General features: G+C 71.0%; 14 protein-coding genes and 1 pseudogene. 14 read left to right on the top strand and 1 reads right to left on the bottom strand.

All coding sequences use genetic code 11. The features are described from left to right. Position 1 precedes the first annotated feature (1 nt). The 11 genes and pseudogenes from ENKNEFLB_RS20185 (at position 2) to ENKNEFLB_RS20135 (ending at position 17,585) form a co-directional block, all read left to right on the top strand. On the top strand, positions 2–829 hold the full coding sequence (locus ENKNEFLB_RS20185) for an MlaE family ABC transporter permease (RefSeq protein ID WP_214056999.1): 828 nt from the start codon (positions 2–4) through the stop codon (positions 827–829). Then, the gene (locus tag ENKNEFLB_RS20180) at positions 829–2,118 is read left to right on the top strand and encodes an MCE family protein (protein WP_214056998.1); all 1,290 of its coding nucleotides are present in this window, start codon (positions 829–831) and stop codon (positions 2,116–2,118) included. The genes ENKNEFLB_RS20185 and ENKNEFLB_RS20180 overlap by 1 nt, the downstream gene beginning before the upstream one ends. Continuing rightward, entirely contained in the window at positions 2,115–3,182 is a 1,068-nt protein-coding gene (locus ENKNEFLB_RS20175; protein WP_214056997.1) for an MCE family protein, read from the top strand. Before ENKNEFLB_RS20180 ends, ENKNEFLB_RS20175 begins: the two co-directional genes overlap by 4 nt. Further along, entirely contained in the window at positions 3,179–4,168 is a 990-nt protein-coding gene (locus tag ENKNEFLB_RS20170; RefSeq protein WP_214056996.1) for an MCE family protein, read from the top strand. The genes ENKNEFLB_RS20175 and ENKNEFLB_RS20170 overlap by 4 nt, the downstream gene beginning before the upstream one ends. Further along, entirely contained in the window at positions 4,168–5,343 is a 1,176-nt protein-coding gene (locus ENKNEFLB_RS20165; protein WP_214056995.1) for an MCE family protein, read from the top strand. Before ENKNEFLB_RS20170 ends, ENKNEFLB_RS20165 begins: the two co-directional genes overlap by 1 nt. Further along, complete coding sequence (locus tag ENKNEFLB_RS20160; protein WP_214056994.1) at positions 5,340–7,061, top strand: MCE family protein; 1,722 nt, start codon at positions 5,340–5,342, stop codon at positions 7,059–7,061. The genes ENKNEFLB_RS20165 and ENKNEFLB_RS20160 overlap by 4 nt, the downstream gene beginning before the upstream one ends. Next, a complete protein-coding gene (locus ENKNEFLB_RS20155; protein WP_214056993.1) occupies positions 7,058–8,347 on the top strand; it encodes an MCE family protein in 1,290 nt (429 codons plus the stop codon). Before ENKNEFLB_RS20160 ends, ENKNEFLB_RS20155 begins: the two co-directional genes overlap by 4 nt. Continuing rightward, positions 8,344–9,045: a hypothetical protein gene (locus ENKNEFLB_RS20150; RefSeq protein WP_214056992.1), complete on the top strand. Its 702-nt coding sequence runs from the start codon at positions 8,344–8,346 to the stop codon at positions 9,043–9,045. The genes ENKNEFLB_RS20155 and ENKNEFLB_RS20150 overlap by 4 nt, the downstream gene beginning before the upstream one ends. Further along, positions 9,042–9,812 (top strand): J domain-containing protein, encoded by a 771-nt coding sequence (locus tag ENKNEFLB_RS20145; RefSeq protein ID WP_214056991.1) that lies wholly within the window; start codon positions 9,042–9,044, stop codon positions 9,810–9,812. Before ENKNEFLB_RS20150 ends, ENKNEFLB_RS20145 begins: the two co-directional genes overlap by 4 nt. Before the next feature lie 312 nt (positions 9,813–10,124). Continuing rightward, positions 10,125–13,621 (top strand): annotated as a pseudogene (gene rpoB, locus ENKNEFLB_RS20140) (DNA-directed RNA polymerase subunit beta). Positions 13,622–13,715: 94 nt separating this feature from the next. After that, positions 13,716–17,585, top strand: a complete 3,870-nt coding sequence (locus tag ENKNEFLB_RS20135) for a DNA-directed RNA polymerase subunit beta' (RefSeq protein WP_214056990.1) — start codon at positions 13,716–13,718, stop codon at positions 17,583–17,585. A 251-nt stretch (positions 17,586–17,836) separates the two neighbouring features. On the opposite strand, the gene ENKNEFLB_RS20130 is transcribed toward ENKNEFLB_RS20135, so the two are convergent. Next, positions 17,837–18,364: a gamma carbonic anhydrase family protein gene (locus ENKNEFLB_RS20130; protein WP_246535692.1), complete on the bottom strand. Its 528-nt coding sequence runs from the start codon at positions 18,362–18,364 to the stop codon at positions 17,837–17,839. A 50-nt stretch (positions 18,365–18,414) separates the two neighbouring features. Between ENKNEFLB_RS20130 and ENKNEFLB_RS20125 the strand changes: the two genes are divergently transcribed. Genes ENKNEFLB_RS20125 through ENKNEFLB_RS22975 form a run of 3 tightly spaced genes read left to right on the top strand, consistent with a single transcriptional unit; the run spans position 18,415 to position 21,418 of the window. Beyond that, a complete protein-coding gene (locus tag ENKNEFLB_RS20125) occupies positions 18,415–19,662 on the top strand; it encodes a geranylgeranyl reductase family protein (protein WP_214056989.1) in 1,248 nt (415 codons plus the stop codon). After that, positions 19,659–20,513 carry a lysophospholipid acyltransferase family protein gene (locus ENKNEFLB_RS20120; RefSeq protein WP_214056988.1) on the top strand — a complete coding sequence of 285 codons (855 nt, stop codon included), beginning with the start codon at positions 19,659–19,661 and terminating at the stop codon, positions 20,511–20,513. The genes ENKNEFLB_RS20125 and ENKNEFLB_RS20120 overlap by 4 nt, the downstream gene beginning before the upstream one ends. Further along, on the top strand, positions 20,510–21,418 hold the full coding sequence (locus ENKNEFLB_RS22975; protein ID WP_275955918.1) for an NUDIX domain-containing protein: 909 nt from the start codon (positions 20,510–20,512) through the stop codon (positions 21,416–21,418). Before ENKNEFLB_RS20120 ends, ENKNEFLB_RS22975 begins: the two co-directional genes overlap by 4 nt. Positions 21,419–21,451 lie beyond the last annotated feature (33 nt).

The following is a 21,451-nucleotide window of genomic DNA, read 5'->3' as shown; positions in this document are numbered from 1 at the left end:
GATGGCCGGGATCCGATCCGTCTACCAGCGACCGCTGTCCTCGCTGGACACCATGGGCGAGCAGCTGTCGTTCTACCTGCGCGCGCTCGCCGCCACCCCGCGGTCGGTCAAGCGCTACCCCAAGGAGATCCTGCGCATCCTCGCCGAGGTCACCCTCGGCTCCGGCGCGCTGGCCGTCATCGGCGGCACCGTCGGCGTGATCGCGGCGATGACCTTCTTCACCGGCGCCCAGGTGGGCCTCTCGGGGTACGCCGCGCTCGACCAGATCGGCACCGCGCCCTTCGCCGGCTTCGTGTCGGCCTACTTCAACACCCGCGAGATCGCCCCCCTGGTCGCCGGCATCGCCCTGGCCGCCACCGTGGGCTGCGGGTTCACCGCCCAGCTCGGCGCGATGCGGATCTCCGAGGAGGTCGACGCCCTCGAGGTGATGGCGATCCCCTCGATGCCGTTCCTGGTCACCACCCGCATCGTCGGCGGGCTGATCGCGATCATCCCGCTGTACGTCGTCGGGCTGCTCTCCTCCTACTTCGCCACCCGGCTGACCGTCACCCAGTTCTACGGCCAGAGCGCGGGCACCTACGACTACTACTTCAACCAGTTCCTGCCGCCCGGTGACGTGCTCTGGTCGTTCGGGAAGGTCCTGGTCTTCGCCGTCGTGGTGATCCTGATCCACTGCTACCACGGCTACACCGCCAGCGGCGGGCCCGCGGGCGTGGGCGTGGCGGTCGGTCGCGCGGTGCGGACCAGCATCGTGGCGGTCAACGTGATCGACCTGTTCCTGTCGATGGCGATCTGGGGCACCACCACGACCGTGAGGCTGGCCGGCTGATGACCAAGCTGCTCGCGATGCACAAGACGCTCGGCGTCGCCTTCCTCCTGCTGCTGCTGGCGGCGGCGTACCTGACGTACGGGATCTTCTCGAAGCAGTTCGTGACCTACGAGGAGGTCGCGCTGCAGACCTCCAAGATCGGGCTCCAGCTGCCAGCGCGCGCCGACGTCAAGATCCGCGGCGTGATCGTGGGGGAGGTGCTCGCCTTCGAGCCCACCGAGGACGGCGCCGAGGTGACCCTGGGCCTGTACCCCGACCAGGTCGACATCATCCCGCAGAACGTCACGGGCGCGATCCTGCCCAAGACGCTGTTCGGCGAGAAGTACGTCTCGCTCGTCGTGCCGCCCGAGCCGTCCTCCGAGCACATCACCGCCGCCGACACCGTCGAGCAGACCGCGGTGGCCACCGAGGTGGAGGAGGTGCTCAACGACCTCTACCCGCTGCTCCGCACCGTCCAGCCGGCCGAGCTCAACATGACCCTGAACGCCCTGTCGACGGCACTGGAGGGCCGCGGAGAGCAGGTGGGCGAGACGATCGAGGTCACCGAGGCCTACCTGCGCAAGATCAACCCGGAGATCCCGCTGTTCATCGACGACCTCCGGCTGGCCTCCGAGACCTCCGACATCTACGCCGACGTGCTGCCCGAGCTGGGCACCATCCTGGACAACACCGTGATCACCACCGGGACGCTGGAGGACCGCGAGGCCAAGCTCCAGGCGCTGTTCAACGACGTCGCGTCGTTCTCGGACACCACCCGGACCTTCCTGCGCGACAACGGCGACAACCTGGTCCGCTCCGGCGAGCTCGGTGCCGCGTCGTTCCGGGTCCTGGCGAAGTACTCACCCGAGTTCCCGTGCCTGCTCGGCGGGGTCGTCAACTCCGGCAAGGGCCAGGCCGAGGCGTTCCGCAACTTCACCCTCCACATCGTGCTGGAGACGATCCCGAACCAGCCGCGCGGCTACACGCCCGCCGACCGGCCCCGGGTGGGTGACAAGCGCGGCCCGAACTGCCTGAACCTGCCGAACCCCCCGGGGTCCCAGGCCAACCCGTTCAACGACATCCCGAACTTCGACGACGGCGTGGACGAGCCGACCGGCAAGGGCACCACCCGCGTCGCCCCGAGCTACTGGCTGCGCGACGGCATGGGCTTCGCCGGCAGCCGTGAGGAGTCCGACGTGCTCAAGGGCCTGCTCGCCCCGGGCATGGGCGTGCCGACCACCGACGTCGGGGACCTCGGTCCGCTGCTGGTCGCGCCGATGGCGCGGGGGGCCAAGGTGGGGCTGCGGTGAAGCTCTTCGACGCCAAGACCAGCAAGGACTTCGTCCGGCTGATCGTCTTCGTGGTGGTCACCAGCCTCCTCACCGGGGTCCTGGTGATCCTGATCGGCAACATCTCCTTCGGCGAGCGCGAGGACTACCGCGCGGTCTTCTCCGACGCCACCGGCGTGGTCAAGGGCGACGACGTCCGCGTCGCCGGCGTCAAGGTCGGCACCGTCGCCGACGTGACGGTCGTCGACCGGGACCAGGCGCTGGTCTCCTTCGACGTCGCCACCGACGTCCCGATGACCGGCCGCACCTTCGCCACGATCCGCTACCGCAACCTGGTCGGCCAGCGCTACATCTCGCTGACCGAGGAGATCGGCGACGACGCCCGCCTCGAGCCCGGCGACACCATCCCGGCCTCGCGCACGGCGCCCGCGCTCGACCTCACCGTGCTGTTCAACGGCTTCAAGCCGCTCTTCAAGGCGCTCTCGCCCGAGGACGTCAACCAGCTGTCGTACGAGATCGTCCAGGTGTTCCAGGGCGAGGGCGGGACGCTGGAGAGCCTGCTGGGCCACACCGCGTCGGTCACCAGCACCCTGGCCGACCGCGACGAGGTGATCGGCGACCTGCTGACGAACCTGGACTTCGTCCTCGACCACCTCGCCGACCGCGACGAGCAGCTCAGCGACCTGATCCTGTCCTTCCGCCGCCTCGTGGGTGGGCTGAAGGACGACCGCCAGGCCATCCTCGGCTCGCTGGACGGCATCTCGGAGCTCTCGGTCGAGACCGCCGGCCTGGTCGAGGGCATCCGCCCCCCGCTGGTGCAGGACGTCAAGCAGCTGCGTCGCTTCGCCGGCAACATCAACGAGAACAGGGGCGAGCTGGACCGGGCGATGAAGGTGCTGCCGATCAAGCTGAACAAGATCGGCCGGACCGCGACGTACGGCTCGTGGTTCAACTTCTACCTGTGCGAGTTCAAGGGCCGGATCGACCTCCCGGTCGTCGACGAGCTCGGCGGCCTGCCGGTCGACCTGCCCCAGTCGCTGGCCGTCCAGTACAGCACCAACGCCGAGAGGTGTGACCTCGGATGAGCACCCCGTTCCGTGAGCGCAACCCCGTCATCATCGGGGCGATCAGCCTGACCGCCGTGGCGGGCCTGCTGGTGGCGGGCTTCCGTGCCCAGGACCTGCCCCTGATCGGCGGCGGCGACACCTACTACGCGGCCTTCTCCGAGGCCGGCGGCCTCGAGCCCGGCGACGAGGTCCGCATCGCCGGCGTCCGCGTCGGCCAGGTCGACGACCTGGTCGTGGAGGAGGGTCGCGTCAAGGCCACCTTCACCATCAAGACCGACTCGGCGTTCGGCACCGACACCGGTGCGGCGATCAAGGTCAAGACCCTGCTCGGCGACATGTTCCTGGCCCTCCAGCCCAGCGGGGAGGGGCAGCTCGACGAGGGCGCCGAGATCCCGCTGGAGCGGACCTCCTCGCCGTACGACGTCGTGGAGGCGTTCGAGGGCCTGTCGGAGACCGTGGACGACGTCGACACCGAGCAGCTCGCCGCGTCGCTGACCACGCTGGCCGACCTCACCCGCAACACGCCCGAGGAGTTCCGCAGCGCGCTGGACGGGGTGTCGCGGCTGTCCTCGAACATCGCCGCGCGCGACGACCAGATCCAGTCGCTGCTGGTGAACTTGGAGCGGTTCTCCTCCGTGCTCGACGACCGCGACGAGGACATCATCGCGCTCATGCGCGACGCCGACGTGCTCTTCCGGGCCCTGGTGGCCCGGCGCGAGCAGATCAACGCCCTGCTCGTCTCCACCTCCACGCTGTCCGAGGAGCTGACCTTGCTGGTGCGCCAGACGCGGGCCGACCTGGAGCCGGCGCTCCGGGAGGTGGACGGGGTGCTCGACGTGCTGAACGCGAACGGCGAGAACCTCGACGAGAGCCTGCGGCTGATGGCGCCCTTCTACCGGGTCTTCGCCAACACCCTCGGCAACGGGCCCTGGTTCGACACCTACATCGAGAACATCCCGCCGGTGCCCGACGTCGGCAACGGCCTCCCGCTCGGGGTGAACTGATGGAGGCGCTGAAGAAGGCCGTCGGGCCCCTGGTCGTCGTCGCGCTGGTGCTGGCCGGCGCGCTGGTGATGCTCGACGGCGACGACCGCAAGACCGTCACCGCCCTGTTCCCGCGGGCCATCTCGGTCTACGAGGGCAGCGACGTGCGCGTGCTCGGGGTGCCGGTCGGCACCGTCGACACCGTCACCCCCGAGGGCACCGCCGTGCGCGTCGAGATGAGCTACGAGTCCTCGACCGACATCCCGGCCGACGCGACCGCGGTGATCGTGGCGCCCTCGATCGTGGGGGACCGGTTCGTGCAGCTCACCCCGCCGTACGGGCGTGAGGGCGCGAGCACCGACACGCTGCCCGACGGGGCCGAGCTCGGGCTGGACCGCACGTCGGTGCCGATCGAGCTGGACCAGATCTACTCCAGCCTGAACGACCTGTCGGTCGCGCTCGGCCCCGACGGGGCCAACGCCGACGGCGCGCTGACCGACCTGCTCGAGTCGACCGCGGACAACTTCGCCGGCCAGGGGGAGTCGTTCAACCAGACCATCCGCGACTTCAGCACCCTGACCACGACGCTGGACGACAACAAGGAGGAGCTCTTCGGAGCCACCGCCGAGCTCGGTCAGTTCGTCGAGACCCTGGCCGACAACGACCAGACCGTCCGCGACTTCAACCAGTCCCTGGCGCAGGTCTCCTCGGTGCTCTCCGGCGAGCGCGAGGAGCTGCGCGCCGCGCTGTCCAACCTGGCGACCGCGCTGACCGAGGTCGGCCGGTTCGTCCGCGACAACCGCGACATCCTCACCGAGGACATCGCCGGGCTGAACGACGTCGCGAAGATCCTCTCGGACCGGCGGGCGGCGCTCGACGAGGTGCTCGAGGTGGCCCCGGTGGCGCTGAACAACCTCGCCCTGACCTACAACCCCGAGGCCGGCACCCTCGACACCAACGCGAACCTCGGGATGCTCCCGGAGCAGATCCTCGATGATCCCAGCCGGTTCCTCTGCGGCCTGGTGGAGCCCAACGACCCCACGGACGGCGGGGCCTGCGACGCGATCCAGCTGCTGGTCGACGACATCCTCCAGCAGGGCAACAACCGCGCCCCGTTCCTCGGGGCAGGGACCGGTACGTCCTACGGCGAGCGCTTCGACCCGAGCCTCGGCGGACTGGTGGAGGGCACCCGATGAGCACCCGACGGATCCTGCGGCGCGTGGCGCTCGGCCTGGCCGGCACGCTGCTGCTGACCGGCTGCGGCGGAGCCGAGTTCGACGTCTACGAGCTGCCGCTGCCCGGCGGCGCCGACGTCGGGGACGACCCGATCACGGTGACCGTGGCCTTCCGCGACGTCCTCGACCTGGTGCCCAAGTCGACGGTCAAGGTCAACGACGTCAACGTCGGCCAGGTCAGCGACATCCGGCTCCAGGGGTTCAGCGCCGAGGTCGACCTCGTGCTGCGCAACGACCTCGACCTGCCGGACAACGCGGTGGCCGAGATCCGCCAGACCAGCCTGCTCGGCGAGAAGTTCGTCGAGCTCGCGCCGCCGCCCGCCGGCGCCACCGGCGAGCTCGAGGACGGCGAGGACATCCCGCTGTCGCGCACCGGGCGCAACCCCGAGGTCGAGGAGGTGCTGGGCGCGCTCAGCCTGATCCTGAACGGCGGCGGCGTCGGCCAGCTCAAGACGATCACCGTCGAGCTGAACAAGACCCTCGAGGGTCGCGAGGGCACCACCAAGCAGCTGCTGCAGCAGCTGGACTCGTTCACCGGACAGCTGGACGCCAACAAGGCCGACATCGTCACCGCCATCGAGAAGCTCAACGAGCTCTCGCTCGCCGTGCGCGAGCAGCAGCCCAGCATCGACAACGCCCTCGAGCAGCTGCCCAGCGCCCTGGACTCGATCGACCGCCAGCGCGACGACCTGGTCCGGATGCTGACCGCGCTCGAGGACCTCGGCGACGTCGGTGTCGGCGTCATCCGCCGCTCCAAGGCCGTGACCATCGAGACGCTGGAGAACCTCCAGCCGGTCCTCACCCAGCTCGCGAACTCCGGCGACGACTTCGTCAACGCCTTCAACGTCTTCCTGACCTACCCGTTCGTGGACGAGGTCGTCGGTCGCGACCCGCAGGTCGCCCGCAACCTGCACATGGGGGACTACACCAACCTGTCCATCGAGCTCGACCTCGACCTCAGCGACCCGCTGACCGACCCGCCGGACATCCCGGGGCTGCCGTGCAACATCGTCGGCGACGGCAGCGCGCAGCTCGGTCAGGCGCTGGGACCGATCCTCGAGCAGATCCAGAAGAACCAGCCGAACCTGCCGCTCGGCGACGCGCTCGAGAAGGCCCTGGCGCAAGTCCTCAAGCAGATCGACCCCGAGGGCGCCTGCGAGGCGTTGAACGACGTCGTCCAGGACTGCGTGGCCAACGGCCTGAACGAGCAGCTCCCGGAGGCCTGCACCAACCTGCTCTCCGACATCTGCGACGCGGTCTCAGGCACGACCGGTCTCGACCTGCCGTTCTGCGACGAGAACGGCGACCTGCTCCCCGGGGTCCTCGACGACCTCCTCGGTGGTCTGCCTGACCTGCTCGGCGGCGGCGGCGGCGGTCTGCTGGGCGGCGGCAACGGCGGCGGCGGCGGGCTCCTCGGTGGCGGCGGTCTCCTCGGCGGCAACGACAACGGCGGGGGCGGCAACAACGGCGGCGGCAGGAACAACGGCGGTGGCGGGAACGGCGGTGGCAACGGCGGTGGCAACGGCGGCCTGCTCGGCGGCATCCTCGGCAACCGTGCCGCGTTCGGTCCCACCCGTGCGGCTCCCACGGCCGCGTCCGGCCCGACCCTCGCCCAGCTCGTCGACGTCTACGACCCCGCCCTGACCACGCTCCTCGTCCCCGGGATGGTGACCCAGTGATCACGCGCCGCACGAAGATGCAGCTGATCGTGTTCGCGATCATCACGATGGTCGGGGTCTCGTTCGTCGGGGCCCGCTACGCCCGGCTGGACCGGATCTTCTACGACGACACCTACACCGTGGTGGCGCACCTCGCCGAGTCCGGCGGCACCTTCGCCGCCGGTGAGGTCACCTACCGCGGGGTCGGCGTGGGCAGCGTCGAGAAGCTCGAGCTGGTCGAGGGCGGTGTCGACGCCTACCTCTCGATCGAGAAGGACTACGACGACATCCCGGCCGACAGCCTCGCCGTGGTCGGCAACCGGTCCGCGGTCGGCGAGCAGTACGTCGAGCTCCAGCCGCAGAGCGACGAGAAGCCGTACCTGACCGAGGACTCGGAGATCGCCATGGGCGACACCCGGACCCCGGTGGCCACCGAGACCCTGCTGGAGAGCGTCTCCACGACCGTCGGCTCGGTGAACCGCAAGGCGCTGCGCACGACCGTGCTGGAGCTCGGCACGGCCTTCGCCGGCACCGGGCCCGACCTGCAGCGCATCATCGACTCCGGCAGCTCCTTCCTGGAGACCGCGGACGCCAACTTCGACACCACCCAGCGGCTGCTGCGCGACGGCAACACCGTGCTCCGGACCCAGGTGGACTCGGAGTCGGCGATCCGCAGCTTCTCGAACGACCTGGAGCTGGTCAGCGACACGCTGGTCGACGCCGACGGCGACCTGCGCCAGATCATCGACACCGGCTCGGGGACCGCGCTGCAGCTGCGGGGCCTGATCGAGGACAACCGCGTCGAGCTCGGCCAGCTGCTGAACCGGCTGGTGACCACGGGCGAGGTGGTCGTGAAGAACCTGGACGGCATCGAGCAGCTGCTGATCCTCTACCCGTACGTGGTCGAGGGCGGGCTGACCGTCGTGGCCCGCAGCCCCGACACCGGGCTGATGGACGCCCACTTCGGGCTGATCATCACCGACCAGCCGGTGTGCAACCGGGGGTACGAGGGGACCGAGAAGCGGTCGCCCGACGAGCGTGCCGACCTGCCGATGAACACCGACGCCCGCTGCACCGAGTCCGCGGCCGAGAGCAACGCCCGCGGTGCGCAGAACATCCCCCGCGCCCCGGCCGACTACGAGGAGCAGGTCGTGGCGTCGTACGACCCCGCGACCGAGCAGGTCGACTGGGACGTCGACGCGGCCGCGCTCGAGGCCGGGCAGCCGGGTAGCGTGGCCCCGCGCTCACTCGGAAAGGACTCGTGGAAGTGGTTGTACCTCCAGCCCCTGGCCTCGGGTCGGGAGTGACCGCGACGAGCCGTGCGAACCGCGTCCGCGGGCTCGTCCTCGGGGGCCTGGTGCTGCTCCTGGTGCTGGCCCTGGCGGTCCTCGCGGTGGCCTACGCCCAGCGCACCAGCGGCGCCGACGGCTCCGTGACCGAGCGGGTCGGTGCCCTGGTCTCGGGGGACGACCCGGTGCAGCCCGAGCGCGAGGTCGTGATGAGCCAGGCCCGTCAGTTCATGCTGCGGATCAACACCTACGGGCCCGACCTGCTGGCCGAGGACGGGACGATGCCGGACTACCGGGCCGGGGTCGAGGAGGTCATCACGCCCAAGTTCCAGGCCTCGTTCGAGCAGGGCGTGGTCGCCGCGGAGCAGACCGTCTCGGGCGCGGGCCTGGCGCGGACCACCGAGGTCTTCGCGACCGGGGTCAGCTCCCTGGACGCCGACTCCGCCCGGGTGCTGGTCGCGGGGTCGTTCGTGAACTCCTACCCGGCCACCGCCGGGCGCGGCGCCGACGTGCAGGACGCCGAGCGGGTCGAGGACGAGCCGGCGCCGTTCCGGGTCGAGGTGGCGCTGGTGCGCACCGGCGGCGAGTGGCTGGTCGACGACTTCGTGCCGGTCACCGGCGAGGCCACCGAGGCGCCGCAGCAGGTGCCCTCGGAGGTCCCCACGGAGGTCCCGGGCGCCGGTGGCGGCGGCGGCAACGGCGGGAGGGGCCGATGAGCCCGACCTGGTACGACGTCCTGGGCGTCGACCGCGACGCCACCCCGGACGAGGTGCGCAGCGCCTGGCGCCGCAGCATCGCCGACCTCGACCCCTCCGACCGCCGGTTCCGCTCGGCCAACGAGGCCGCCGAGGTGCTCCTCGACGCCGACCGGCGCCGGGCGTACGACGCCTCGCTGCCGGCCGGGGAGGAGCCCGTCCCGGTCCCGGAGCCGGTGCCCGTCGCCGCGACCCGGGCCGACGAGCGGTCGACGACGGGGGAGGACCCGGCCGGTCGGTCCGGGCGGCGGCTGCCGGTGCTGCTGCTCGCCGTGGTCGGCGTGCTGGCCGTCGCGACGGTCGTCCTGGCCGCCGTGGTGTGGTTCCGTCCGCACGTCGACCCCGACGAGGTCGACACCGCCCAGTCCGCGGCCGAGCAGGCGATCGTGCCGGTGCTGTCCTACGACTACCGCGAGCTCGAGGAGGACGCCGAGGCCGCGCGGTCGTACCTGACCGAGGACTACCAGGAGGAGTACACCCAGCTCTTCACGGTGATCTCCGACAACGCCCCGCGCACCGAGGCGGTCGTCCGCGCCGAGGTGATCGCCTCCTCGGTGGTGCGGACCTCCCCGGACGCCGTCGAGGTGCTGCTGTTCGTCAACCGGCCGACCACCAACAAGCAGGTCACCGAGCCGGTGGTCTACCGCGACCAGGTCACGGTGACCATGGTCCGCGAGGGAGACGAGTGGCGCGTCGACCGGCTCCAGACCACGCCCGCCCCGGAGTAGCGCACCTCGTCCGGCCCACGAGTCGCGGACCGGGGAGTCGTCCCCCCGCCGGCGCCCGACCCGGTGCGCCGCCACGCCCGTACGGCGGTCTGGTCCGTCCACGACCCGCCCCGGAGGTGCTTGACCTGCCGCCCGGCGGGGGAGCATGATCGGCGCACGCTCCGGGTGCGGCGCGGACGGCCTTGTCACGCGCCCCTGTTGGCTGTATCGTGGCGCATTGCGCCTGCCCTCAGATGCTCTCCGCTCTGTCCGGATGACCGGAGCAGTGGTCGGTGGGCGCCGCCAACCGACGACCCTCTCGAAGGACTCCTCTTGGCCGCGCGCAGCACCACCGCTTCCTCCCACCCCCGTCGCATCTCGTTCGCCAAGATCGACGAGCCGCTCGAGCTCCCGCAGCTCCTGGCCCTGCAGACCGACAGCTTCGACTGGCTGATCGGCAACGAGGCCTGGGACGCCCGCGTCGAGCAGCGCCTGGCCGAGGGCCAGGACTCGTCCCGCAAGTCGGGGCTCCAGGAGATCTTCGAGGAGATCTCGCCGATCGAGGACTTCTCCGAGACGATGTCGCTCTCGTTCGAGAACCCGGTCTTCTACGACCCCAAGTACACCGTGGACGAGTGCAAGGAGAAGGACTTCACCTACTCCGCGCCCCTCTACGTGTCGGCGGAGTTCACCAACAACGACACCGGTGAGATCAAGGGCCAGACGGTCTTCATGGGCGACTTCCCCCTGATGACCGACAAGGGCACCTTCGTCATCAACGGCACCGAGCGCGTCGTCGTCTCCCAGCTGGTCCGCAGCCCGGGCGTCTACTTCGAGCGCTCGGCCGACAAGACGTCCGACAAGGACATCTACACCTCGCGCCTGATCCCCTCCCGCGGCGCCTGGCTGGAGTTCGAGGTCGACAAGCGCGACCTCGTCGGCGTCCGCCTGGACCGCAAGCGCAAGCAGAACGTCACCGTCCTGCTCAAGGCCCTGCAGGCCGTCGCCGAGGACACCGGCGAGGAGTACGACTACGAGGCCGTGATGGCCGAGCTGCGCGGCTACGAGTCGATCCAGCTGACCGAGGAGAAGGACCACACCCAGGGTCCCGACGACGCGCTGCTCGACATCTACCGCAAGCTGCGCCCGGGCGAGCCGCCCACCCGCGAGGCCGCGCTGACGCTGCTGAAGAACTACTACTTCAACCCCAAGCGCTACGACCTGGCCAAGGTCGGTCGCTACAAGATCAACAAGAAGCTCGGCCTGGTCGAGGCCTTCGACAAGCAGACGCTGACCATCAGCGACGTCGTCAACACCATCCGCTACATCGTGGCGCTGCACGACGGCAAGGCCGACGTCGAGGCCCCCAGGGCACCTGGGAGATCGCCTCCGACGACATCGACCACTTCGGCAACCGCCGGATGCGCACCGTCGGCGAGCTCATCCAGAACCAGCTGCGTACGGGCCTGGCCCGCATGGAGCGCGTGGTGCGCGAGCGGATGACCACCCAGGACGTCGAGGCCATCACGCCGCAGTCGCTGATCAACATCCGCCCGGTCGTGGCCGCGCTCAAGGAGTTCTTCGGGACCTCCCAGCTCAGCCAGTTCATGGACCAGACCAACCCGATCGCGGGCCTGACGCACAAGCGTCGCCTGTCCGCGCTGGGCCCCGGCGGTCTCTCGCGCGACCGCGCCGGCATGGAGGTCCGCGACGTCCACCACAGCCACTACGGCCGGATGTGCCCGATCGAGACCCCGGAGGGCCCGAACATCGGCCTGATCGGGTCGCTGGCCTCCTTCGGCCGGATCAACCCGTTCGGGTTCGTCGAGACGCCGTACCGCAAGGTCGTCGAGGGCCGGGTCACCGACCAGATCGACTACCTCACCGCCGACGACGAGGACCACTTCGTCATCGCGCAGGCCAACGCGGCGATCGACGAGAACGGCACCTTCACCAACGAGCGCGTGCTGGTCCGCCAGCGCGACGGCGAGGTCTCCGAGCTGCTGGCCGGCGAGGTCGACTACATGGACGTCTCGCCCCGCCAGATGGTGTCGGTCGCGACCGCGCTGATCCCGTTCCTCGAGCACGACGACGCCAACCGTGCGCTCATGGGCGCCAACATGCAGCGTCAGGCCGTCCCGCTGATCCGCAGCGACAGCCCGATCGTCGGCACCGGCATCGAGTTCCGTGCCGCGGTGGACGCCGGCGACGTCGTCACCGCGACGAAGCCCGGCGTGGTCAAGGAGGTCTCGGCCGACCTGGTCGAGACCCTCAACGACGACGGCACGTACTCCAGCTACCGGCTCTCGAAGTTCAAGCGCTCCAACCAGGGCACCTGCATCAACCAGCGCCCGCTGGTGGCCGAGGGCGACCGGCTCGAGTTCGGCACCCCCGTGGCCGACGGACCGTGCACCGACGACGCCGAGATGGCGCTGGGCACGAACCTGCTGGTCGCGTTCATGCCGTGGCAGGGCCACAACTACGAGGACGCGATCATCCTCTCCCAGCGCCTGGTGCAGGAGGACGTCCTCACCTCGATCCACATCGAGGAGCACGAGGTCGACGCCCGCGACACCAAGCTGGGCCCCGAGGAGATCACCCGGGACATTCCGAACGTCTCCGAGGAGGGCCTGGCCGACCTCGACGAGCGCGGGATCATCCGCATCGGCGCCGAGGTCACCACCGGCGACATCCTCGTCGGCAAGGTCACGCCCAAGGGCGAGACCGAGCTGACCCCCGAGGAGCGCCTGCTCCGCGCGATCTTCGGCGAGAAGGCGCGCGAGGTGCGCGACACCTCGATGAAGGTCCCCCACGGCGAGTCCGGCACCGTCATCGGCGTCCGCGTCTTCGACCGCGAGGAGGGCGACGAGCTGCCGCCGGGCGTGAACCAGCTGGTCCGCGTCTACGTCGCGCAGAAGCGCAAGATCTCGGTCGGCGACAAGCTCGCCGGGCGCCACGGCAACAAGGGCGTCATCGCCAAGATCCTGCCGGTCGAGGACATGCCGTTCATGGAGGACGGCACCCCCGTCGACGTCGTGCTGAACCCGCTCGGCGTCCCGCGCCGGATGAACGTCGGCCAGATCCTCGAGCTGCACCTGGGCTGGCTGGCCAAGCAGGGCTGGGACCTCAACCTGTCCGACGACCCCGCCGACGCCGACTGGAAGCAGCGCCTGACGCGGATCAACGCCGCCCAGGCCCCGGGCAACTCGAAGGTCGCCACCCCGGTCTTCGACGGTGCGCGCGAGGACGAGATCACCGGGCTGCTCGGGTCGACCACCCCGAACCGCGACGGTGTGCGGATGATCAACGAGACCGGCAAGGCCGACCTGTTCGACGGCCGCTCCGGCGAGCCGTTCGCGGACCCGGTCTCGGTGGGCTACATGTACATCCTCAAGCTCCACCACCTCGTCGACGACAAGATCCACGCGCGCTCGACGGGTCCGTACTCGATGATCACGCAGCAGCCCCTGGGCGGTAAGGCCCAGTTCGGTGGCCAGCGGTTCGGCGAGATGGAGGTCTGGGCGATGGAGGCGTACGGCGCCGCGTACGCCCTGCAGGAGCTGCTGACGATCAAGTCCGACGACGTGCCCGGTCGCGTGAAGGTCTACGAGGCCATCGTCAAGGGCGAGAACATCCCGGACTCGGGCATCCCCGAGTCGTTCAAGGTGCTCGTCAAGGAGATGCAGTCGCTGTGCCTCAACGTGGAGGTGCTGTCCCAGGACGGCACGGCCATCGAGATGCGCGACGCGGAGGACGACGTCTTCCGTGCAGCCGAGGAGCTCGGCATCGACCTCTCCCGGCGCGAGCCCAACACGGTCGAAGAGGTGTGAGGGCCCGCGTCCGCCGGCCCTCGTGGCCGGCGGACGCGGCCTCCGCGCCCCCCACCCCGCTTTTTCTAAGAACAACTGAAGGGTTGCAGCCATCGTGCTCGACGTGAACTTCTTCGACCAGCTCCAGATCGGCCTGGCCACCGCGGAGGACATCCGCGGCTGGAGCCACGGTGAGGTCAAGAAGCCTGAGACCATCAACTACCGCACGCTCAAGCCGGAGCGTGACGGCCTCTTCTGCGAGAAGATCTTCGGTCCCACCCGGGACTGGGAGTGCTACTGCGGCAAGTACAAGCGCGTGCGCTTCAAGGGCATCATCTGCGAGCGCTGCGGCGTCGAGGTGACCCGCTCCAAGGTGCGTCGCGAGCGGATGGGCCACATCGAGCTCGCCGCTCCCGTGACCCACATCTGGTACTTCAAGGGCGTCCCGAGCCGCCTGGGCTACCTGCTCGACCTGGCCCCGAAGGACCTCGAGAAGGTCATCTACTTCGCGGCCTACATGATCACCTCCGTCGACGAGGACGCGCGGCACCGCGACCTGTCCGAGCTCGAGGGCAAGGTCGGCCTCGAGCGCGAGCGGCTCGAGAAGCGTCGCGACGGCATGATCGAGGACCGCGCCCGCAAGCTCGAGGAGGACCTCGCGGCCCTGGAGGCCGAGGGTGCCAAGGCCGACCAGCGCCGCAAGGTCAAGGACGGCGCCGAGCGCGAGATGGCGCAGCTGCGCAAGCGCTCGGAGAACGAGATCGCGCGCCTCGACGAGGTCTGGAACACCTTCAAGTCGCTGAAGATCCAGGACCTCATGGGCGACGAGATGCTCTACCGCGAGATGAAGAACTGGTTCGGCAAGTACTTCGAGGGCTTCATGGGCGCCACGGCGATCCAGAAGCGCCTGCAGAACTTCGACATCGAGGCCGAGGTGGAGTCGCTGCGCGACACCATCGCCAACGGCAAGGGCCAGCGCAAGGTGCGCGCGCTCAAGCGGCTCAAGGTCGTCGACGCGTTCCGCAAGACCGGCAACAAGCCCGAGGGCATGGTCCTCGACGCGGTGCCGGTCATCCCGCCGGACCTGCGTCCGATGGTGCAGCTGGACGGTGGCCGCTTCGCGACCTCCGACCTCAACGACCTGTACCGCCGCGTGATCAACCGCAACAACCGGCTCAAGCGCCTGCTCGACCTCGGCGCGCCCGAGATCATCGTCAACAACGAGAAGCGGATGCTCCAGGAGGCCGTCGACTCGCTGTTCGACAACGGTCGCCGCGGTCGTCCCGTCACCGGCCCGGGCAACCGGCCGCTGAAGTCGCTGTCCGACATGCTCAAGGGCAAGCAGGGGCGCTTCCGCCAGAACCTGCTCGGCAAGCGCGTCGACTACTCCGGTCGTTCGGTCATCGTCTCGGGCCCGCAGCTCAAGCTCCACCAGTGCGGCCTGCCCAAGCAGATGGCCCTCGAGCTCTTCAAGCCCTTCGTGATGAAGCGCCTCGTGGACCTCTCGCACGCGCAGAACATCAAGTCCGCCAAGCGGATGGTCGAGCGCTCGCGCCCGGTCGTCTGGGACGTGCTCGAGGAGGTCATCACCGAGCACCCGGTCCTGCTGAACCGGGCGCCCACGCTGCACCGCCTCGGCATCCAGGCCTTCGAGCCGCAGCTGATCGAGGGCAAGGCCATCCAGATCCACCCCCTGGTCTGCACCGCGTTCAACGCCGACTTCGACGGTGACCAGATGGCGGTGCACCTGCCGCTGTCGGCCGAGGCCCAGGCCGAGGCCCGGATCCTGATGCTGTCGACCAACAACATCCTCAAGCCCTCGGACGGCCGTCCGGTGACCATGCCCACCCAGGACATGATCATCGGCCTGTTCTTCCTCACCACCGACCGTGACGGTCAGCCGGGCGAGGGCCGGGCGTTCGCGAGCCCGGCCGAGGCGATCATGGCCTTCGACCAGGGCGCGATCAGCCTGCAGAGCGTCGTGAAGATCCGCTTCGACGACATCGTCCCGCCGCTGGAGGAGGGCGCCGACCCCGACGCCGTCCGCTCGATGACGCTCGAGACGACGCTGGGCCGCGCGCTGTTCAACGACACGCTCCCGGCCGACTACCCCTTCGTGAACTACGAGGTGGGCAAGAAGGCCCTCGGCGCGATCGTCAACGACCTCGCCGAGCGCTACTCCAAGGTCGAGGTCGCCGCCTCGCTCGACGCGCTGAAGGAGGCCGGCTTCACCTGGGCGACCCAGTCCGGGGTCACCGTCTCCATCGACGACGTCACCCAGCCCTCCGACAAGGCCGAGATCCTGGCCTCGTTCGAGGCCGACGCCGCCAAGGTGCAGAAGCAGTACGAGCGCGGCCTGGTCACCGACGACGAGCGTCGTCAGGAGCTCATCGAGATCTGGACCGAGGCCTCGCGCAAGGTCGGTGAGGCGATGGAGAACGCCTACGACCGCACCAACCCGATCTTCATGATGATCGACTCGGGTGCGTCGGGAAACATGAACCAGATCCGTCAGGTCGGCGCCATGCGCGGCCTGGTGGCCAACCCCAAGGGCGAGATCATCCCGCGGCCGATCAAGGCGAACTTCCGCGAGGGTCTCTCCGTGCTGGAGTACTTCATCTCCACCCACGGTGCTCGCAAGGGCATGGCCGACACGGCGCTGCGCACGGCCGACTCGGGCTACCTGACGCGTCGACTCGTCGACGTCTCCCAGGACGTGATCATCCGCGAGGACGACTGCGGCACCGAGCGCGGTCTGCCCAAGCGGATCGGTGAGCGTCTCGACGACGGCACCGTGGTCAAGCACGAGAACGCCGAGACCGCGGCGTACGCCCGGTCCGCGGCGACCGAGGTCACCCACCCCGAGACCGGCGACGTGCTGGTCGAGGCCGGCGGCGACCTGGGCGACGTGAAGATCGGTGAGCTCATCGGCGCCGGCATCGAGCAGGTCAAGGTCCGCTCCGTGCTGACCTGCGACGCCCGTACCGGCACCTGCGCCAAGTGCTACGGCCGCTCGCTGGCCACCGGCAAGCTCGTCGACATCGGCGAGGCGGTCGGCATCATCGCGGCCCAGTCGATCGGTGAGCCGGGCACGCAGCTGACCATGCGTACCTTCCACACCGGTGGTGTGGCCTCGGCCGAGGACATCACGCAGGGCCTGCCCCGCGTGGTGGAGCTCTTCGAGGCCCGCTCGCCCAAGGGTCGCTCGCCGATCGCCGAGGCCGCCGGCCGCGTCGAGATCGAGGAGACCGACAAGTCGCGCAAGGTGGTCATCACCCCCGACGACGGCTCGGAGGTGCAGGAGTACCCCGTGTCGAAGCGCTCGCGCCTGCTCGTCGAGGACGGCGGCCGCGTCGAGGTCGGTCAGATGATCATCCTCGGTACGCCCGACCCGCAGGACATGCTGCGGATCCTGGGTGTGCGCAAGGCGCAGGAGCACCTGGTGCACGAGGTGCAGCAGGTGTACCGCTCGCAGGGCGTGTCGATCCACGACAAGCACATCGAGATCATCGTGCGCCAGATGCTGCGTCGCGTCACGGTCATCGAGTCCGGGGACACCAACCTGCTGCCCTCCGACCTCACCGACCGCGTCATCTTCGAGGAGGAGAACCGGCGCGTCGTCTCCGAGGGCGGCAAGCCGGCCTCGGGTCGTCCGGTGCTGATGGGCATCACCAAGGCCTCGCTGGCCACCGAGTCGTGGCTCTCGGCCGCCTCCTTCCAGGAGACGACCCGCGTCCTGACCGACGCGGCGATCCACGGCCGCTCGGACTCGCTGCGCGGTCTGAAGGAGAACGTCATCATCGGCAAGCTGATCCCCGCCGGTACCGGTCTCGAGCGCTACCGCAACGTGCGCGTCGAGCCCACCGAGGAGGCCCGCGCCGCGGCCTACTCGGTCACCGGCTACGACAGCTACGACTACGAGTTCGGGGGCAACGGCCAGGCCGTCGCCCTGGACGACTTCGACTTCGGGTCGTACCAGAACTAGCAGTCCCGCAGCACCCGCAGCACCCGCACGACCGCAGCACCCGGACCCCCGTCACCCGCACCAGGGTGGCGGGGGTCCGCTGCGTCCCGCCGAGATGACGCTCGCTGACAGCCGAGGTGACGCTCGCGGCGCCTCCAGATGACGGTTGCGGTCACACCAGCGTCCGTCCGGCGCACCGGCGCCGGCCCGCCCGGCGCGCCGGAGACGTCACCTCGAGGCGCCGGAACCGTCATCTGGGCTGTCCGCGAGCGTCATCTCGGCAGGGCGGCGCGGTGGCGGGCGGCGAGGGCGACGTAGGTGGCCGCGTTCTCCCGCACGCCGTCGACCTGGGCGTCGTCGAGCTCGCCGCGGACCTTGGCCGGGAGGCCGAGGACCAGCGAGCGGGGCGGGACCTGCATGCCCTGGGGCACGCAGGCGCCGGCGCCGACGACGCTCCCGGCCCCGACCCGGGCGCCGTTCATCACGATCGCGCCCATCCCGACCAGCACGTCGTCCTCGATCGTGCAGCCGTGCAGCACCGCGCGGTGGCCCACCGAGACGCCGTCACCGACGGTCAGCGGGAAGCCCGGGTCGGCGTGCAGGACCGAGCCGTCCTGGACGTTGCTGCGGGCGCCGATGCGGATCCGCTCGGCGTCGCCACGCACGACGACGGCGTACCAGAGCCCGCTGCCGGGGCCGACGACGACGTCGCCGGCCACCACCGCCCCGGGGGCGACGAACGCGGTCGGGTCGAGGGCGGGGCGGAGGTCGCCGAGGGGCAGCACGAGGGGGTCGGTCACGACCGGGACGCTACCGAGAGGGCGTTGGGCGTGCCTGAGAGACTGGGGGCGTGAACCTCCCCGCGCAGACCGACGTCCTCGTCGTGGGCGCCGGTCCCGCCGGGTCGGCGGCGGCCGCCTGGGCGGCGCAGGGCGGCGCCGACGTCGTCCTGGCCGACGCGGCGGTCTTCCCCCGCGACAAGACCTGCGGCGACGGCCTCACCCCCCGCGCCGTGCACGAGCTCGCCCGCCTCGGGCTGGAGGACTGGCTCGCCGCCCGGGCCACCAGCAAGGGCCTGCGCGCGCACGGGTTCGGCCAGGTCCTGCACCTGCCCTGGCCCGGCGGCACGCTGCCGGACTGGGGGAGCGCGGTGCCGCGCACCGAGCTCGACGACCACCTGCGCACGACGGCGGTCAAGGCCGGCGCCCGCGCCGTCGACGGGGTCAAGGCCGTCGACGTGCGCCGCGACGGCGACCGGGTCTCCCACGTGGTGTTCCGGCGCGGGTCCGAGACGCACGAGGTGGCCTGCAAGCGGCTCGTGGTCGCCGACGGCGTCCGCTCCGGGCTCGGCAAGGTGCTCGGTCGCGAGTGGCACCGCGAGACGGTCTACGGCGTGGCCGGGCGGGCGTACGTCTCCTCCACGCGCAGCGACGACCCCTGGATCTCCTCCCACCTCGAGCTGCGCGGCACCGAGGGCGAGATCCTGTCGGGGTACGGCTGGATCTTCCCGCTGGGCAAGGACGCCGGCGAGGTCAACGTCGGCGTCGGCACCCTGGCCACCTCGAAGCGGCCCGCGAACATCGCCCTGAAGCCGCTGATGGAGTTCTACGCCGACCAGCGCCGCGACGAGTTCGAGCTGGACGGCGACCTGCGCGCCCCCACCAGCGCGCTGCTGCCGATGGGCGGCGCCGTGTCCGGGGTCGCCGGGCGGAACTGGGCGCTCGTCGGCGACGCCGCCGGCTGCGTCAACCCGCTCAACGGCGAGGGCATCGACTACGGCCTCGAGACCGGCCGCCTGGTCGCCGAGATGATGCTCGAGGGCCGCGACGCGGACCTGTCCCGGTCCTGGCCGGTCGTGCTGCGCCAGCAGTACGGCGAGGCGTTCTCGATCGCCCGGCGGATGGCCGGGCTGGTGACCGTCCCGCGGCTGCTGCCCGCGCTCGGCCCGGTCGGGATGCGCTCGGACCTGCTGATGACGCTCGCGCTGCGGTGGATGGGCAACCTGGTCACCGACGAGGACCGCGACACCGCGGCGCGGGCCTGGCGCTGGGCCGGGCGACGGTCGCTCGCGGTGGACCACCGCCCGCCGTTCACGTGAGGGCAGGCGCTGCCCGGCCCCGCCGGCGGCGGGAGCCGGTCTACGCCGGTGCCGTCGGTCTCGGTCACGCGCTGCTGCGCGGCCTCGACCTGACCGTGCGCGGCGGGGGAGCCGGCCACGTGCCGCCCACCGGGCCGGTCGTCCTCGCCGCCAACCACGTCTCCTTCCCCGACTTCCTGCTGATCGGCCGGGCGCTGCTGGCCAGCGGCCGACGGGTCCGCTTCCTGTGCCGGCACGACGTCTGGGGCGTCCGCGCGGTCGGACGGGCGATGGACGCGATGGGGCACGTCCCGGTCGACCGCGAGGCGCCCGCGGCGGCCTACCTCCGGGCCCGCGACCACCTGCGCGCCGGTGAGGTGGTCTGCGTCTTCCCCGAGGCCGGGATCTCGGCGGCGTACGTCGTCCGTTCCCTGATGCCCGGCGCCGCCGCGCTGGCCCGGGAGACCGGGGCCCCGCTCGTGCCGGTCTCGGTCTGGGGCGGGCAGCGGCTGTGGCCGCAGAAGCACCACGCCGAGGACCCGTTCCCGCGGCCGACGCCCCAGCGCGGCCGGCTCGTCGACGTGCGCGTCGGCCGCCCCGGTCTGGTCGCCCCCGACGCCGACCTGGTGGCCGCCACCAGGATGCTCGGCCACCGCCTGCACGACGGGCTGGAGGCGCTGCAGCGGCTCCCCGAGCACCGCCCGCTGCCCGGCGAGCCGGCGCCCTGGCACCCCGCGCACCTCGGCGGAGACGCCCTGGACCGCCGCGCGTCCCTGGCCCTGGACCCGGTGCCCCGCTCGGCCGTCCGTCCGACCTGGGGCCCGGGCCTCACGCCCGCCACCGCAGCAGCCACGACCGGGGCCGGCCGGTGAGCCCGCCGCGCTGGCAGCGCTGGGGCGCCTACGCCGTGGTGCTCCGCAACGGTGAGATCCTGCTCAGCCGCCTGGCGCCCCGGATCAGCGGGACCGAGCTGTGGACCCTGCCCGGCGGCGGGATCGACCACGGCGAGGACCCTCGCCAGGCGGTGGTCCGCGAGGTCCACGAGGAGACCGGTCTCGACGTCGAGGTCGGCCCGACCGCGCGGACCTACTCCTGGCACCAGCCCGAGCGGGTCTGGGACGGCGAGGTGCGCGACGCCCACGGCGTCCGGCTGGTCTACGAGGGCTGGGCGGCCAAGGACGCGCCGGCCCCACGGGTGGTCGAGGTCGACGGGTCCACGGTCGACGCGGCCTGGCACCCCCTCGACCGGGTGCTGGACGGGTCCCTGCCGACGACCGCGCTGGTCACCGAGGCGCTCGCCGAGCACCGCCCGGCCCGCCTGCAGCGGCTGGCGGCGTACGCCGTCCTGGTCCGCGCCGAGCCCGAGCCGGCCGTCCTGCTGACCGAGATCTCCGCCCGGGGCTTCCACGCGGGCTCCTGGACGCTGCCCGGAGGCGGCGTCGACCACGGCGAGCCCCCGCGCGAGGCCCTGCGCCGCGAGGTGCGTGAGGAGTGCGGCCTCGAGGTCGAGGTCGGGCGGGTCCTCGACGTGCACGACGTCCACCTGCGGGGGACGGCCCCCAGCGGCCGCGACGAGGACTTCCACGGCGTCCACCTCCTCTTCGCCGCCACCGCGGCCGACCCGGCCGCGGAGCCACGGGTCACCGAGGTCGGCGGCACCACCTCGCAGGTGGCGTGGGTGCCGCTGCCCGAGCTGGCCGGGCCGGACCCGCGCCCGGTGCTCGACGTGGTGCGGGTCGCCCTGGCCTCGGTGGGGGATGAGCCCCCCGGTCGGTAGGTTGGGCTGGTGAGCGAGACCGTCTTCACCTAC

This window comes from Nocardioides aquaticus, from assembly GCF_018459925.1.
Lineage (GTDB): Bacteria > Actinomycetota > Actinomycetes > Propionibacteriales > Nocardioidaceae > Nocardioides > Nocardioides aquaticus.
The sequence above is the reverse complement of the archived record's forward strand: the minus strand, read 5'-3'. Positions and strand labels throughout refer to the sequence as shown.

What these genes read in the sequence shown, in the direction of transcription:
- ENKNEFLB_RS20180 (WP_214056998.1), top strand. Translation starts at nt 829, where the DNA reads ATGACCAAGCTGCTCGCGATGCACAAGACGCTCGGCGTCGCCTTCCTC.
- ENKNEFLB_RS20170 (WP_214056996.1), top strand. Translation starts at nt 3,179, where the DNA reads ATGAGCACCCCGTTCCGTGAGCGCAACCCCGTCATCATCGGGGCGATC.
- ENKNEFLB_RS20145 (WP_214056991.1), top strand. Translation starts at nt 9,042, where the DNA reads ATGAGCCCGACCTGGTACGACGTCCTGGGCGTCGACCGCGACGCCACC.
- ENKNEFLB_RS20160 (WP_214056994.1), top strand. Translation starts at nt 5,340, where the DNA reads ATGAGCACCCGACGGATCCTGCGGCGCGTGGCGCTCGGCCTGGCCGGC.
- ENKNEFLB_RS20185 (WP_214056999.1), top strand. Translation starts at nt 2, where the DNA reads ATGGCCGGGATCCGATCCGTCTACCAGCGACCGCTGTCCTCGCTGGAC.
- ENKNEFLB_RS20165 (WP_214056995.1), top strand. Translation starts at nt 4,168, where the DNA reads ATGGAGGCGCTGAAGAAGGCCGTCGGGCCCCTGGTCGTCGTCGCGCTG.